We start from the raw sequence: 14,893 nt of genomic DNA on the forward strand, positions 1-14,893 counted from the left end.
GCTTGGTGTGGGGGGGGGGGGGGGGGGGGGGTTCGTCGTTTTTTTTTTTTCCTCCCCCCGACACCTTCCCCGGGGGGGGGGGGGGGGGGTTCCCCCCCCCCCCCCCCCCCCCCCCCCCCCCCGGACCCGACCCTTTTTCAGTGCTTCCCGGGCGCGTCCGGCTCGGCCGAGGTGACCAGCTCGGTCAGCACCCCGCCGCAGTCCTTGGGGTGCAGGAAGGTGATCCGCGAACCCATCGAGCCGATCCGCGGCTGGTCGTAGAGGACCCGGACGCCCTTGCCCCGGATGGCCTCGGCGTCGCCGTCCACGTCGGCGGTGCCGAAGGCGATGTGGTGCACGCCCTCGCCGTTCTTCTCCAGCCACTTGGCCACCGTCGAGTCCGGCCGGGTGGGCTCCAGCAGCTGGAGGTACGAGGCGCCGCCGTCGTCCGTCCCGTTGATCCGGAGCATGGCCTCGCGCACGCCCTGCTCCTCGTTGACCTCGCTGTGGAACACCTCGAAGCCGTAGGTGGCGCGGTAGAACTCGACCGTCTTGTCGAGATCTCGGCAGGCGATGCCGATGTGGTCGATACGGGTCAGCACGGCGACCTCCGGGCGGGTAGGGATGAAGGTGGCACCCAGTGCAGCGTATGGCCCCGAGCCGGCGCCAGCGGCGGACGTGCGAGCCTGCTCACACGCACCGGGTTCACCCGGATCGCGTTGACACGGTGTTGACTGGATGGTGCCAGTGCGCTCGATCACACCGTCGCTCCGGTGACGGGCGGATGACCGGTCAGTACATTGAGCGCATCCTCACCTGGCCACGACGTGCGAAGGGGCCCGTCCCATGACCAACACCACCTCTGTGATCGTTGCCGGTGCGCGGACCCCGATGGGGCGACTGCTCGGCTCCCTCAAGGGCTTCTCCGGTGCCGAGCTCGGCGCCTTCGCGATCAAGGGCGCCCTGGAGCGGGCCGGGATCACGGGTGAGCAGGTCCAGTACGTGATCATGGGCCAGGTGCTGCAGGCCGGCGCCGGCCAGATCCCGGCCCGCCAGGCCGCCGTCAAGGCCGGCATCCCGATGAACGTCCCCGCGCTGACCATCAACAAGGTCTGCCTCTCCGGCCTGGACGCCATCGCGCTGGCCGACCAGCTGATCCGCGCCGGCGAGTTCGACATCGTGGTGGCCGGCGGCCAGGAGTCGATGACCAACGCGCCGCACCTGCTGCCGAAGTCCCGCGAGGGCTTCAAGTACGGCGCGATCGAGATGCTCGACGCGATGGCCCACGACGGCCTGACCGACGCCTACGAGAACATCCCGATGGGCGAGTCCACCGAGAAGCACAACACCCGCCTGGGCATCGCCCGCGACGTGCAGGACGAGATCGCCGCGGCCTCGCACCAGCGCGCGGCCAAGGCGCAGGCCGACGGCGTCTTCGACGCCGAGATCGTCCCGGTCGCCATCCCGCAGCGCAAGGGCGAGCCGGTGCTGTTCAGCCAGGACGAGGGCATCCGCGCCGACACCACCGTCGAGGGCCTGGCCAAGCTGCGCCCGGCCTTCACCAAGGACGGCACCATCACCGCCGGCACCTCCTCGCAGATCTCCGACGGCGCGGCCGCGGTGGTCGTGATGAGCAAGGCCAAGGCGCAGGAGCTGGGCCTGACCTGGATCGCCGAGATCGGCGCCCACGGCAACGTGGCCGGCCCGGACAACTCGCTGCAGTCGCAGCCGTCCAACGCGATCAAGCATGCGCTGGCCAAGGAGGGGCTGGAGGTCGCCGACCTCGACCTGATCGAGATCAACGAGGCGTTCGCGGCCGTCGCCCACCAGTCGATGAAGGACCTGGGCGTCTCCTCCGACATCGTCAACGTCAACGGCGGCGCGATCGCGCTCGGCCACCCGATCGGCATGTCCGGCGCCCGCGTGGTGCTGACCCTCGCCCTGGAGCTGCAGCGCCGCGGCGGCGGCGTCGGCGCGGCCGCGCTGTGCGGCGGCGGCGGCCAGGGCGACGCGCTGATCGTGCGGGTTCCGAAGGCCTGATCACCGCTTCGACTTCGGGGCTGCGGACCGCCACGAGTGGTCCGCAGCCCCGTCGGCATCTGCCGACCACCGCTGGCACCTGCCGACAACCGCCGGCATCTGCGCAAGGAGACCCTGATGATCGATGTCGCCACGCTGGTCGAGCAGGCCCGGGAGGGCCGGCCGCGGGCGGTCGCCCGGCTGATCACGCTGGTCGAGAACGCCGCCCCGCAGCTGCGGGAGGCGATGGCCGCGCTCGCGCCGTACACCGGGCAGGCCTACACGGTGGGTCTGACCGGCTCGCCCGGGGTCGGCAAGTCCACCTCGACCTCGGCGCTGGTCTCCGCCTACCGGCGGCTCGGCAAGCGGGTCGGGGTGCTCGCCGTCGACCCGTCCTCGCCGTTCTCCGGCGGGGCGCTGCTGGGCGACCGGGTCCGGATGCAGGACCACGCGACCGACCCCGAGGTGTTCATCCGCTCCATGGCCACCCGCGGCCACCTCGGCGGGCTGTCCTGGGCGGCGCCGCAGGCGCTGCGGGTGCTGGACGCGGCCGGCTGCGAGGTGATCCTCGTCGAGACGGTGGGCGTGGGGCAGTCCGAGGTCGAGATCGCCGCCCAGGCCGACACCGCCGTGGTGCTGCTCGCCCCTGGGATGGGCGACGGCATCCAGGCCGCCAAGGCCGGCATCCTGGAGATCGGCGACGTGTTCGTGGTCAACAAGGCCGACCGGGACGGCGCCGACGCCACCGCCCGGGAGCTCAACCACATGCTGGGCCTCGGCGAGGCCCGCGAGCCGGGGGACTGGCGCCCGCCGATCGTCAAGACCGTCGCGGCCCGCGGCGAGGGCGTGGACGAGGTGGTCGAGGCGTTGGAGAAGCACCGCGCCTGGCTGGAGGAACACGGCGAACTGGCGGCCCGCCGCCGCCGCAGGGCCGCCCAGGAGATCGAGGCGATCGCCCTGGCCGAACTGCGCGCCCGCATCGGCGACCTCTCCGGCGACCGCCAGCTCGCCGGCCTCGCCGAACGAGTCGTCGCCGGTGAACTCGACCCCTACGGCGCCGCCGACGAACTGGTCGCCGGCCTCACCCGCAGCTGAGCCCGCCCCCTTCCGCAACCCGGTCGCCGCTTCGGCACATCCGAAGCGGCGACGGTGTTGTCCGGTGCCGGTGCCGGTGCCGGTTCGGGCTTCGGTGCGCGGCAAGCCGGTCCGGCCGACTTCCCGCGCGGAGTCGGGAGAAGCGGAGGCTACGAGCGGCCGCGGAGCCCTCGGAGGTGGTCGGCTACCGGGGCGAGGGCCTCGTACATGGCGTCCAGCTGGTCCGGGGTGAAGCGGTCGATGAAGTGTGCCCGGACGCTGCGGACGTGGTCGGGGGCGACGCGTTGCATGGTCTCCCAGCCCTGCTCGGTGAGGTGGGCGTAGAGGCCGCGGCGGTCGCCGGGGCACTCCTGGCGCAGGACCAGGCCGGCGTTCTCCATGCGGGTGATCTGGTGGGAGAGCCGGCTCTTGGACTGCAGGGTGGCGGTCGCGAGGTCGGTCATCCGCATCCGGTGGTCGGGCGCCTCGGAGAGGACGACCAGGATCTCGTAGTCGTTGATGGCCAGGTTGTGGGGCTGGAGTTCGCGGCTGAGCTGGTAGTCCAGCAGCTTGGCGACCTCCAGATGGGCGCGCCACATCCGCTGCTCCCTGGCGGTCAGCCAGGGAGTCTCCCCGTCCGGCTGCGACGGAGGGGTGTCCGCAGTGTCGGTCGTGTGCGTATCCATGGGATCCAGCATAGCCGATTTAGTTCAATCTTGTACAACCCTAGAGGCCGAAACGCCGGCCCAGTTCACCCAGGTTACCGAGGCCCGGCGGTTGGGGACCGCCGCCGTGGCCGGGCTGGCCGGGCACCCCGCCGGCCGGAACGCCCGCTTCGGCGGCCACCACGCCCACCGAGCGCTCGGCCAGCAGCTTCTCGCTGGACTGGATCAGCACCTGCCCGGCGCCGATGAACTCGAACTGGTGCTCCTCGCCGGAGGCCCCGCCGATGCCGGTCAGCCGCCGCAGACCGCCGATCACCCCGTGCAGGTAGTCGTGGTCGTAGTGGTGGCACGGCGCCGGGCAGTCCGCCCAGCCGACGAGTGCCTGCGGGTCCACCCGGATCGGCGGCTCGACGAAGTGCACCGGCCCGTTGGAGGCGGCGACGAAGCGGCCGGTGCCGATCAAGGTCAGGAAGCCCGGGATGATCGACTGCTTCAGCCGCAGCGTCGGGTCGAAGGCGAGCAGGTTGCCGGAGCGGACGGTCAGATTGCCCTCGTCCAGGTCGTAGGAGTTGAGGTCGAAGGCGCGGTCGGCCAGCAGCAGCTTGCCGCGGCCCTGGGCGACCACCCAGTCCGTCGCGTGCAGCGGGGAGTTGAAGTGCTGGCCGAGCGCCCGGTCGATCATCCCGGCGCCGACGCCGCGGAAGGTGATGTCGCCGTAGTAGGCGACCATCTTGCCCTTCTGCAGGAAGTACGAGCCGTTCAGTTCGACCGCGAAGGCGTACGGGTTGACGTTGTCGCCGGCCGGCAGCGTGTGCGCGTCGTACACCACCGGGCCCGCGCCGCTCTGGGCGGTCGGCAGCGGAGCCTGGGTGCCACCGAACTGCTCCTGGGCGTAAGCGTGTTGGGGCTGCTGCGCGGGTTGGGGCTGCTGGGGCGGCTGCTGCGGGTAGCCGGGCGGGGGTGGCGGCGGATAGCCCTGCGGCGGCCCGTAGTTCGGTGGCGCCGGCGGCACGGCGAAGCCCGGCTGGGTCTGCTGGTCGTGCGGGGACTGCCCGTACGGCGGCTGCGGCGGGTAGGACATCAGGGCTTCTCCTCGCTCGCCTGGACGTACGCCGTGCCCTGCCCGGACAGCTCCAGCTGGAAGGCCTCGCCCGAGCCGCGGCCGATCATCTCGCGCCAGCCGATCGCCGTGGACAGCTTGTTGCGCACCTCGCCGCGGTGCGCCACGTACGCCTGCGGGTCGACGTGCACCGCCTGGCCCGGGGTGATCGGCAGCTCGAAGACGCCGCCGTGGGCCATCACCGCGACCGAGCCGTGGCCCTCCAGCCGGGTGGTGAACAGGCCCTGCCCGCTGACCTGCCCGCGGACCATGCCCATCACCCCGCCCTGCGAACCCAGGAACACGGTGGACTGCCGCAGCGTGCCCTCGAAGGCGAGCAGCCGGTCGGCCTCGACGAAGAGGGTGTCGCCGGCCAGGTCGATCACGTGGACGTGGTGACCGCCGTGGCCGAACATCACCCGGCCCTGGCCCTCGACGGTCATCAGCGGGGTGTCCTCGTTGGCGACCCGTCGGCCGATCATCGACATCACCCCGCCTTGGCCGCCGGTGATGTTCGGGGTGAAGCGGACCTCCCCGGTGTACGCGATCATCGCGCCGCGCTGGCTGAACAGCCGCTGACCGGGCACCACCTGGGCCTCGACCAGCTTGCCGTTGATCCGGATGAAGCCCATCAGACGTCACCCCCGATGGTGACCTTCTCCGAGGGCTGGACGTACACCAGGCCCTCGCCGGTGAACTCGACCTGGACGGCCTCCCCGCCGCCCTCACCGATCACCGTGGTCCACCCCGCGCCGGACTTCAGGCTGCGGTGGAGGCTGCCGGTGTGCGCGACGTACGCCCCCGGGTCGACCCGCAGCGGCATGTCCTTGCCGACCCGCAGGATGACGGCGGGCCCGTTGGAGGTGACGGCGGCCCAGCCGTGGCCCTCGACCTTGGTGGTGAAGAGGCCGTTGCCGGAGGAGACGCCGTTCAGCCCGGTGAAGCTGGTGCCGGTGTGCAGGCCGGAGTCGGTGCAGAGCAGGTTGTCCGCCTCGACGTAGAGCGTCTCGCCGTTGAGGCGGACGAGGTTGATCTCGGTCGCCTTGTCGGCGAAGTAGCAGGTGCCCTGCCCCTTCACCTCCATGACGGTCATCCGCTCGCCGGTGAGCCGGCGGGCGACCATGCCGCGCAGTCCGTCCCCACCGCCGGTCAGCTTCTTGAAGGTCATCTGGCCGGTGTAGGCGACCATCGAGCCGTGCCGGGCCTTGACGGCGTCGCCGGTCAGTTCGACGGCGAGCACCCGCGATCCCTGGAGTCTGAACTGTGCCACGGCCGCAATCTAGCTTTCCTCGACCCGACCGGGCGAGAGGGCGGGGACGAACTGGTACGGGCCTGCGACAAACCCGCGGGTGGACGCGCTGCTCAGGCGCGGGCGTGCGCCCCCTGACCGGAACCGCGGTCGGGGCCGTGCCCCGGGTCTTGGCGGTCAGGCCCGTGTCCGGGGCCGTGCCCGGCGGGCGGGAGGGTGCCGGCCGCCTCCTCGACCTCCAGCAGCGAGGCCGAGTGGCGCTCCGCCTCGAAGGCCGCCGCGCCGCCGCGCAGGCCGAACAGGCGCTTGGAGAGCATGATCCACAGCACTGCCGCGACGTTCAGCAGCAGGGTGCAGATCTTGACCGCGCTGACGTGCTCGTGCAGCTCGTAGCCCTCCAGCGGCAGGAAGGCCGCGGTGGCGACCACGGTCAGGTACTCGGCCCACCGCCGGCCCAGCCAGAGGCCGACCGCCTCGACGATCTCGATCAGCGCGTAGGCCACCAGCGCGCCGGCGACGATCAGCAGGGTCTTCTTCTGGTACCCGAAGGTCTTGCGGATCGTCTCGACGATCGGGGCGTGGTCGAGGTCCCAGTGGAAGTGGTCGGCGACCGGCTTGAACACCGTCAGGTCCTGGTCGAAGACCCGCTGCACGGCCTCCTGGCTGTTGGAGAACTTCCACACGCCCCAGGCCATCAGGAGGATCACGACCCCGCGCAGCACCCGTTCGACGGCCAGGAAGCGCAGGATGAAGAGGTCCCGCAGGGCCTTGCCGCGCGGCACCAGCGGGGCGTCCGCCGCCGGGCCGGAGCCGTGCGGGGCGCCGAGCGCGAAGTCGCCGCAGCGCAGGCAGCGCCAGGCGTCGCCGACGGCGGTGGCGGTGTGCAGCCGGGAGGCCAGCTCGGGCTCGGTCGGCGCGTAGGTGATGTGCCCGCGCTTGGCGCAGGTCCTGCGGTCCCAGTCCCGCTTGAACATGGTGTGGACACCCCCGTGTGCGATGCGTTCGGCGCCGCCCGGGTCGGGGTGCGCGCGGGCACGAGGATAGGGGTACGGGCGACGGAACGCCGCGCCCGGCCGCGGATCCGGCACATGGCTGTGACACCGCCGGTGCGTCCGGTGGTCCGGGCGGCGGCGCCACTGTGAGATCGGGCACGGTGGCCGCCCCCGCCCCGGAGCCCGGACATGTCCTCGGTGATAATGGCCGGAATGGCTTGTGAGTCGCTTCACAAGCGCGCCACGCCGCCGACCCCCGTATCGAGGTATCCATCGTGAACAGCAGCGCCGTCCACCGCCTGCGCCTGGTCTCCGCTCCCGAGGGGATCTCCTTCATCCTGCTGCTGATCTGCTCGGTGCTGAAGCGGACCACGTCCTTCGACGCCGTGCCGGTGATGGGCATGGTCCACGGCATCCTGTTCATCCTGTACGTGATCTTCTGGATCCAGGCCTGGCAGGCGCAGAAGTGGGACGCCAAGCGCGGCGTCCTGCTGTTCGTGCTCTCGGTGCTGCCGCTCGGCGGCTTCTTCGCCGAGCGGATGCTCGGCCGCGAGGAGCGCGGCGAGCTGAAGGCCGCCGCCGCCACCGCCTGACCCGCTCGGGTGGACGGCTGACAGGCTGCCGCGGCCTCCTCTCCCAGAGGGCCGCGGCAGCCTGTCGCCGTCTCCGGCCGGACCCTCCCGGACTCCGCCGACTCGTCGTCGGAGGGGTCCGGGAGGGGCGCCTAGTTGACGTTCACCCCGCTCCAGGCAGCGGCCACCGTCCGGTACTCGGTGCTGGACGCGCCGTAGAGGTCGGAGGCGGCCTTGAGGGTCGCGGTGCGGGCGGCCTTGTAGTTGGTGGTCGAGGTCATGTAGACGGTCAGCGCGCGGTACCAGATCGCCGCCGCCTTGTTCCGGCCTATCCCGGTCACCTTCGCGCCGTTGGAGGTCGGGCTGTTGTAGCTGACGCCGTTGATGGTCTTGGCGCCGCTGCCCTCGGCGAGCAGGTAGAAGAAGTGGTTGGCCACGCCCGAGGAGTAGTGGACGTCCTTGTTGCCGACGCCCGAGGACCAGTAGTCGGCCGAGGCGCCGTCCTTGGAGGGCTTGTCCATGTAGCGCAGCGGCGTGCCGTTGCCGTTGATGTTGAGCTTCTCGCCGATCAGGTAGTCCGGCGGGTCCGCGGGCAGGTTGGCGTACCACTCGACCATGGTGCCGAAGATGTCCGAGGTGGCCTCGTTGAGGCCGCCGGACTCGCCCGAGTAGTTCAGCCCGGCGGTGGCGGAGGTGACGCCGTGGCTCATCTCGTGGCCGGAGACGTCGATCGCGGTGAGCGGGTGGGTGTTGCCGGAGCCGTCGCCGTACGTCATGCAGAAGCAGGAGTCGTCCCAGAACGCGTTCACGTAGTTGGAGCCGTAGTGGACCCGGCTGGCGGCGCCGACGCCGTTGTTCTTGATGCCGTTGCGGCCGAAGGTGTTCTTGTAGAAGTCCCAGGTCGCCGCCGCGCCGAACTGGGCGTCCACGCCGGCGGACTCGCGGCTGGAGGTGGTGCCGTTGCCCCAGGAGTTCGTGGTGTTGCTGAACAGGGTGCCGCTGCCCGAGGTGCCGCCCTTGAGGTCGGTGGTGGACTGGTTGCCGCGGGAGGCGTCCTTGAGCGAGTAGGTCGAGCCGCTCTGGGTCGTGGTCAGGGTGACGGTGCCGACGTTGACGCCCTTGCCGGTGCCGGTCGCGGTCTGCACCTGTTCCTGGCTGGAGAGCACCTGGCCGGTGGCGGCGTCGGTGACCACCTCCTGGCGGCTCGGGGTGCCGTCGGCCCGCTCGCCGCGCACCACCGTGCGGTGGGCCAGCCGCGGGGTGCCGTCGGCCGCCCAGACCACCAGCTCGGGCGCGTCGGCGCCGTCCACCCGGCTGAGCGCCGGCTCGTCCGCGTCGGCGGCCAGACCGACGGTCGCCCGGACGGCCTCGGTGGCCCGCTGGGCGGCCTGGGCGGCGGCCAGGGCCGGCGTGCTGGTGGGCAGCGACAGGCGCCCGGCGAAGGCCCGGTCCACCGAGCCCACCGAGCCGTCCGGGCGCTGGTGGACGACCAGGTCGCCGCCGAGGACGGGGAGTCCGGCGAAGGTGCGCTCGTAGCGCAGGTGCCGGGTGCCGTCGGTGTCCACCACGGCGTCCTTGGCCACCAGTTGCTCCTGGCCGCCGAGGGCCAGTTGCCGTGCGAGCGGGGCGCTCTGCGCGGCGGCCAGCGCGAGCGGCGCGGCCGAGAGCCGGTCGGGCGCGGGGGCGGCCGCCTGGGCGGCGGGCAGGGCGGCGATCTGGACGACGCCGGCGAGCAGGGCGGTGGCGGAGAGTACGGCCGGGAGGGTCAGCTTTCGCTTCACGTGCGGGGATTCCCTTCCACGAGACCCGCGGGTACCTGCGGTTCCTGCGGGTGCGCCGCCTACCGGGGCGCCGGGGTTGGCGCCGTTGGGGGCGGTAGGGCGCGGACGTGCTGCCCCCGTGCGGCTTCTGACGGCCCGCCGGTCGGGTGGGGGAGGCGGGCGTCGGACGGGAGCTTGGTCATAAGCATGACAATCCGTGCAAGGAATGAACAGGGCGCCCGTGGGGATTGGCCGGGAGTCGCCAGCGTCGGTACGGATGGTTCGGCTGCGGCCCCTTGCCCGGAATCCGCGGTTCGTCCGGCTGGCGGGACTCCGCCAGCCGGACGGCCTTGACAGCGTCCTCGGCCGGCGGAGTCCCAGGGCTCCCTGCGCCCTTGCCCGGTACGTCAGTTGACGTTGACGGCGCTCCAGGTCGCGGCGACGGCGTTGTACTCGGCGCTGGAAGCGCCGTACAGGTCCGACGCGGCCTTCAGGGTCGCCGCGCGGGCGCCCGCGTAGTCGGTGGTCGAGGTCATGTAGACGGTGAGCGCCTTGTACCAGATCTGCGCGGCCTTGTCCCGGCCGATCCCCGCGAGGGTGGAGCCGTTGGAGGTCGGGCTGTCGTAGCTGACGCCGTTGATGGTCTTGGCGCCGCTGCCCTCGGCGAGCAGGTAGAAGAAGTGGTTGGCCACGCCCGAGGAGTAGTGGACGTCCAGGCTGCCCACCGAGGAGGACCAGTAGTCGGCCGAGTGGCCGTCCTTGGAGGGCTGGTCCAGGTAGCGCAGCGGCTTGCCGTCACCGTTGATGTCGATCTGCTCACCGATCAGGTAGTCCGGCTTGTCGGAGGCCAGGTCGGCGTACCACTCGACCATGGTGCCGAAGATGTCCGAGGTGGCCTCGTTGAGGCCGCCGGACTCGCCCGAGTAGTTCAGCCCGGCGGTGGCGGAGGTGACGCCGTGGGTCATCTCGTGGCCGGCCACGTCCAGGGCGGTCAGCGGGTGGGTGTTGCTGGCGCCGTCGCCGTACGTCATGCAGAAGCAGCTGTCGCTCCAGAACGCGTTGACGTAGTTCTTGCCGTAGTGGACCCGGCTGGTGGCGCCCACGCCGTTGTTCTTGATGCCGCTGCGGCCGAAGGTGTTCTTGTAGAAGTCCCAGGTCGCCGCCGCGCCGAACTGGGCGTCCACCGCGGCCGACTGGCCGTTGGACACGGTGCCGTCGCCCCAGAGGTCGTCCGCGTCGGTGTACAGCGTGCCGGAGCCGGAGGTGCGGCCCTTGAGGTCGCTGGTGGACTGGCCGCCGCGGGAGGCGTCCTTCAGCGAGTAGCCGCCGGAGGCCTGGGTGGTGGTCAGCGGGACGGTGCCGACGAAGACGCCCTTGCCGGTGCCGGAGGCGGTCTGCACCTGCTCGTGGGTGGAGAGCACCCGGCCGGTGGCGGCGTCGGTGACGAGCAGCTGGCTGCTGGGGGTGCCGTCGGCGCGGAGGCCTTCGACCGTGGTGCGGTAGGCGAGCCGCGGGTTGCCGTCGGCCGCCCAGACCACCAGCTCGGCGGTGCCGCTCTGGTGCACCTCGGTCAGCGGCGCCTCGTCCTCGTCGACGGTGATGCCGATGGTGGACCGGACGGCGCCGGTCGCCTGGGCGGCGGCCTTGTCCGCCGGGATCTGCGGGGTGAGGCTCGGCAGGGCGAGGCGCGCGCCGACGGCCTTGTCGACGGCGGTGGTCGAGCCGTCGGCCTTCTGGTGCACCACCAGGTCGCCGCCGAGGACGGGGAGTCCGGCGAAGGTGCGCTCGTAGCGCAGGTGCCGGGTGCCGTCCGCGTCCACCACGGCGTCCTTGGCCACCAGTTGTTCCTGACCACCCAGGGCCAGGGCGTGCGCCACCTTGCCGGCCTGGCCGTTCGCCAGGGCTATCAGGTCGGCGCGCTGCTGCGCGGCACGGGCCTGCGGAGCCTGCTCCGCCTGCGCGGCGCTCACCTGGACGACGCCGGTGAGCAGGGCGGTGGCGGAGAGTACGGCGACTGCGGCGAGCTTTCGCTTCACGGACGAGTCCTTCCGGGAAACCGCGTGTGGGCGCGGTCGCATCGCGTCCCGGGGGCCGGGGTCGGCACCTGAGGGGCGGAACGGACGCTGACGTGCGTGGACCCCGAACGGGCGGGCGGCTGCCACCGGTCGGGTGGGGGTGGTGGCGGTCGAACGGGGTTGGCCGAAAGCATGACAATCGAGCAAATCAAATGACAGGTCTTGTTCATGAATTGGCCAAGTCCCGCCAAGGTGAAGGATTGTGAACGGAAGGACAAAGCGGATCTTTTGCCCGGCCTTTCAGCGGGTTCCGACTCGAACCGAGGCCTGATACCGCGGTGACGGCCGCTCGGTCGCCAAGTCGCCGCCTTGCGACGGCCGTTGCCCGGGGTTCACATCGGCGCAATGTCCAGGTATGGACCTGGCCGTCCGATTGGCGGGATCCCGCCACGCGTGCCGCTTGTCCACCATCAGGACAGCTGGTAGCGCACGTCCCGTCCGCCGGTACGGTAAGGAGGTGGCCAAGCCCCTCGCACTCGACTTCGACCCCATCGCCCGCGCCGACGAGCTGTGGGCCCGCCGCTGGGGCACCGTGCCCTCGATGGCGGCGATCACCTCGATCATGCGCGCCCACCAGATCCTGCTCTCCAGGGTCGATGCGGTGCTCAAGCCGTACGGGCTGACCTTCGCCCGGTACGAGGCGCTGGTCCTGCTGACCTTCAGCCGGACCGGCGAGCTCTCGCTCTCCAAGATCGGCGAGCGGCTCATGGTCCACCCCACCAGCGTCACCAACACCGTCGACCGCCTGGAGCGGGCCGGCCTGGTCGCCCGCCGCCCCAACCCGCTGGACGGCCGCGGGGTGCTCGCCTCGATCACCCGGCGCGGCCGCGAGGTGGTCGAGGAGGCCACCCGGGAGCTCATGGCGATGGAGTTCGGGCTGGAGGAGTACGGGCCCGAGCAGTGCCGCCAGGTCTTCGACCTGCTCAAGCCGCTGCGGATCGCGGCCGGGGACTTCTCCGAGCCGGAGGAGGGGGCTGCGAAGGAGCGGCCGTGAGGGCGGCTACCCTCGTGGGAGCGGTGCGCGGATCCGGGCGTACCGGGTGGAACTGCCGAGCGAGGCGAGGAAGAGTATGAAGGCGACCCCCCTGCTGGGCTGGTACCGCGGCCTGGCCATTGCGACCGGTACGGCCCTGTTGGTGTTCTGCGGGTTCATGGTGGCGAAGTACGGCTTCGACGCGGCCAAGGACGTCACCACGTACGTCGCGATGCTGCACGGCTACCTGTACATCGGGTACTTCGTCGTGACCTTCCTGCTCGGGCAGAAGCTGAAGTGGCCGCTCGGCCGGCTGGTGCTGACCCTGGCGGCGGGCTGCATCCCGTTCCTCTCCTTCGTCTTCGAGCGCAAGGTGGCCCGCGAGGCCGCCGACGCGCTCCCGGCGGGCGGCGCCCGCCAGCCGGCCGGCGTCTGAGCCGGACGCCCAAGCGCCCCGGAGCGCCCCTTCCCCACGCCGGGGGAGGGGCGCTCCGCCGTTTCCCGGCCGGCGCTCCGCCGTTTCCCGCCCTGTCGGAAGCGGACATCCGTCGACAAGTAGTAGGACGTCCGAGTAAATTAGTAGGACGTCCTAACAGCTGTGCCGCCCCGGTGCCGTGGCGGCCGTACGGAGCGGAGTTCGGCCCATGGACGCCGAGGAGATCGAGCGCGGACGGCAGCGCTGGCAGCAGCGGTACGACAAGGCCCGCAAGCGGGACGCGGACTTCACCACCCTGTCCGGCGACGAGGTCGAGCCGGTGTACGGCCCCGCCCCCGGCCAGGCCGTCGAGGGCTTCGAGCGGATCGGCTGGCCGGGCGAGTACCCCTTCACCCGCGGGCTGCACGCCACCGGCTACCGCGGCCGCACCTGGACCATCCGCCAGTTCGCCGGCTTCGGCAACGCGCAGCAGACCAACGAGCGCTACCGGATGATCCTGGACGCGGGCGGCGGCGGCCTCTCGGTCGCCTTCGACATGCCCACCCTGATGGGCTACGACTCGGACGACCCGCGCTCACTGGGCGAGGTCGGCCACTGCGGCGTGGCCATCGACTCGGCCGCCGACATGGAGGTGCTGTTCGACGGCATCCCGCTCGGCGAGGTCACCACCTCGATGACGATCAGCGGCCCGGCCGTCCCGGTCTTCTGCATGTACCTGGTCGCCGCCGAGCGCCAGGGCGTGGACCCTGCGGTGCTCAACGGCACCCTCCAGACGGACATCTTCAAGGAGTACATCGCCCAGAAGGAGTGGCTCTTCGCCCCCGAGCCGCACCTGCGCCTGATCGGCGACCTCATGGAGCACTGCGCCAAGGGCATCCCCGCGTACAAGCCGCTGTCCGTCTCCGGCTACCACATCCGCGAGGCCGGGGCGACGGCCGCGCAGGAGCTGGCGTACACCCTGGCGGACGGCTTCGGCTACGTCGAGCTGGGCCTGTCCCGCGGCCTGGACGTGGACGTCTTCGCGCCCGGCCTTTCCTTCTTCTTCGACGCGCACCTGGACTTCTTCGAGGAGATCGCGAAGTTCCGCGCGGCCCGCCGGATCTGGGCCCGCTGGATGCGCGACCGCTTCGGCGCCAAGACCGACAAGGCGCAGTGGCTGCGCTTCCACACCCAGACCGCCGGCGTCTCGCTCACCGCCCAGCAGCCGTACAACAACGTGGTGCGCACCGCCGTCGAGGCGCTCTCCGCCATCCTCGGCGGTACCAACTCGCTGCACACCAACGCGCTGGACGAGACCCTGGCGCTGCCCTCCGAGCAGGCCGCCGAGATCGCGCTGCGCACCCAGCAGGTGCTGATGGAGGAGACCGGCGTCACCAACGTGGCCGACCCGCTGGGCGGCTCCTGGTACGTCGAGGCGCTGACCGACCGGATCGAGCAGCAGGCCGAGGCGATCTTCCAGCGGATCCTGGACAAGGGCCGCGAGGACCACGAGATCGGCCCGATCACCTCCGGCATCCTGCGCGGGATCGAGGAGGGCTGGTTCACCGGCGAGATCGCCGAGGCGGCCTTCCAGTACCAGCAGTCGGTGGAGAAGGGCGACAAGCGCGTGGTCGGCGTCAACTGCCATCCGCGCAGCGTCACCCCCGACCTGGAGATCCTGCGGGTCAGCCACGAGGTCGAGCGCGAGCAGGTGCGGGTGCTGGGCGAGCGCAAGGCGGCCCGGGACGAGGCGGCGGTGCGGGCCGGGCTGGACGCCATGCTGGCGGCGGCCCGCTCGGGCGAGTCGATGATCCCGCCGATGCTGGAGGCGGTGCGCGCCGAGGCCACGCTCGGCGAGATCTGCAACGCGCTGCGGCAGGAGTGGGGGACGTACCAGGAGAACGCGGCGTTCTGACCGCCCGGCCGCCGAGGGGCGGCCCGACCGCCGGGGGGGGGGGGGGGGGGGGGTGCGCCATGGGGGGGCGGAGGGGGGTCTGTCCAGGGCGGGGGGGGGACGACGA

The 14,893-nt window shown here is 71.6% G+C and carries 14 protein-coding genes; 6 read left to right on the forward strand and 8 right to left on the reverse strand.

Annotation, left to right across the window (positions count from 1 at the left end; all coding sequences use genetic code 11):
• Window positions 1-137: 137 nt before the first annotated feature.
• Window positions 138-581 (reverse strand): methylmalonyl-CoA epimerase, encoded by a 444-nt coding sequence (mce, locus tag ACZ4WV_RS02700; RefSeq protein ID WP_465742046.1) that lies wholly within the window; start codon window positions 579-581, stop codon window positions 138-140.
• A 244-nt stretch (window positions 582-825) separates the two neighbouring features.
• On the opposite strand from mce, the gene ACZ4WV_RS02705 reads away from it, so the two are divergent.
• On the forward strand, window positions 826-2,019 hold the full coding sequence (locus ACZ4WV_RS02705; RefSeq protein WP_465742048.1) for an acetyl-CoA C-acetyltransferase: 1,194 nt from the start codon (window positions 826-828) through the stop codon (window positions 2,017-2,019).
• Between the two features lie 117 nt (window positions 2,020-2,136).
• Window positions 2,137-3,093: a methylmalonyl Co-A mutase-associated GTPase MeaB gene (gene meaB, locus ACZ4WV_RS02710; protein ID WP_465742050.1), complete on the forward strand. Its 957-nt coding sequence runs from the start codon at window positions 2,137-2,139 to the stop codon at window positions 3,091-3,093.
• 149 nt (window positions 3,094-3,242) lie between these two features.
• Here meaB and ACZ4WV_RS02715 read toward each other — a convergent pair whose 3' ends face one another.
• The 5 genes from ACZ4WV_RS02715 to ACZ4WV_RS02735 form a co-directional block, all read right to left on the reverse strand.
• A complete protein-coding gene (locus ACZ4WV_RS02715) occupies window positions 3,243-3,758 on the reverse strand; it encodes a MarR family winged helix-turn-helix transcriptional regulator (RefSeq protein ID WP_465742052.1) in 516 nt (171 codons plus the stop codon).
• A gap of 40 nt (window positions 3,759-3,798) precedes the next feature.
• Window positions 3,799-4,596 carry an AIM24 family protein gene (locus ACZ4WV_RS02720; RefSeq protein ID WP_465742180.1) on the reverse strand — a complete coding sequence of 266 codons (798 nt, stop codon included), beginning with the start codon at window positions 4,594-4,596 and terminating at the stop codon, window positions 3,799-3,801.
• A gap of 221 nt (window positions 4,597-4,817) precedes the next feature.
• Window positions 4,818-5,468, reverse strand: a complete 651-nt coding sequence (locus ACZ4WV_RS02725) for an AIM24 family protein (protein ID WP_465742054.1) — start codon at window positions 5,466-5,468, stop codon at window positions 4,818-4,820.
• Window positions 5,468-6,106, reverse strand: coding sequence for an AIM24 family protein (locus tag ACZ4WV_RS02730; RefSeq protein WP_465742056.1), 639 nt, complete (start codon window positions 6,104-6,106; stop codon window positions 5,468-5,470). Before ACZ4WV_RS02730 ends, ACZ4WV_RS02725 begins: the two co-directional genes overlap by 1 nt.
• 92 nt (window positions 6,107-6,198) lie before the next feature.
• Window positions 6,199-7,059, reverse strand: coding sequence for a DUF2127 domain-containing protein (locus ACZ4WV_RS02735; RefSeq protein ID WP_465742058.1), 861 nt, complete (start codon window positions 7,057-7,059; stop codon window positions 6,199-6,201).
• 293 nt (window positions 7,060-7,352) lie between these two features.
• Between ACZ4WV_RS02735 and ACZ4WV_RS02740 the strand changes: the two genes are divergently transcribed.
• Window positions 7,353-7,670, forward strand: a complete 318-nt coding sequence (locus tag ACZ4WV_RS02740) for a DUF3817 domain-containing protein (protein WP_465742060.1) — start codon at window positions 7,353-7,355, stop codon at window positions 7,668-7,670.
• A 131-nt stretch (window positions 7,671-7,801) separates the two neighbouring features.
• On the opposite strand, the gene ACZ4WV_RS02745 is transcribed toward ACZ4WV_RS02740, so the two are convergent.
• Together ACZ4WV_RS02745 and ACZ4WV_RS02750 are read right to left on the reverse strand one after the other, a co-directional pair.
• Complete coding sequence (locus ACZ4WV_RS02745; protein WP_465742062.1) at window positions 7,802-9,430, reverse strand: M4 family metallopeptidase; 1,629 nt, start codon at window positions 9,428-9,430, stop codon at window positions 7,802-7,804.
• A 386-nt stretch (window positions 9,431-9,816) separates the two neighbouring features.
• The gene (locus ACZ4WV_RS02750; RefSeq protein ID WP_465742063.1) at window positions 9,817-11,487 is read right to left on the reverse strand and encodes a M4 family metallopeptidase; all 1,671 of its coding nucleotides are present in this window, start codon (window positions 11,485-11,487) and stop codon (window positions 9,817-9,819) included.
• Between the two features lie 454 nt (window positions 11,488-11,941).
• Here ACZ4WV_RS02750 and ACZ4WV_RS02755 point away from each other — a divergent pair, with 454 nt between their 5' ends.
• From ACZ4WV_RS02755 to ACZ4WV_RS02765, 3 genes are all read left to right on the forward strand, one after another.
• On the forward strand, window positions 11,942-12,478 hold the full coding sequence (locus tag ACZ4WV_RS02755; protein WP_465742065.1) for a MarR family winged helix-turn-helix transcriptional regulator: 537 nt from the start codon (window positions 11,942-11,944) through the stop codon (window positions 12,476-12,478).
• A gap of 76 nt (window positions 12,479-12,554) precedes the next feature.
• Window positions 12,555-12,893, forward strand: coding sequence for a DUF3817 domain-containing protein (locus tag ACZ4WV_RS02760; protein ID WP_465742067.1), 339 nt, complete (start codon window positions 12,555-12,557; stop codon window positions 12,891-12,893).
• 208 nt (window positions 12,894-13,101) lie between these two features.
• Window positions 13,102-14,787, forward strand: coding sequence for an acyl-CoA mutase large subunit family protein (locus tag ACZ4WV_RS02765; protein WP_465742069.1), 1,686 nt, complete (start codon window positions 13,102-13,104; stop codon window positions 14,785-14,787).
• The last annotated feature ends 106 nt before the right edge of the window (window positions 14,788-14,893 follow it).

The organism is Kitasatospora sp. NPDC029312 (genome assembly GCF_055569215.1).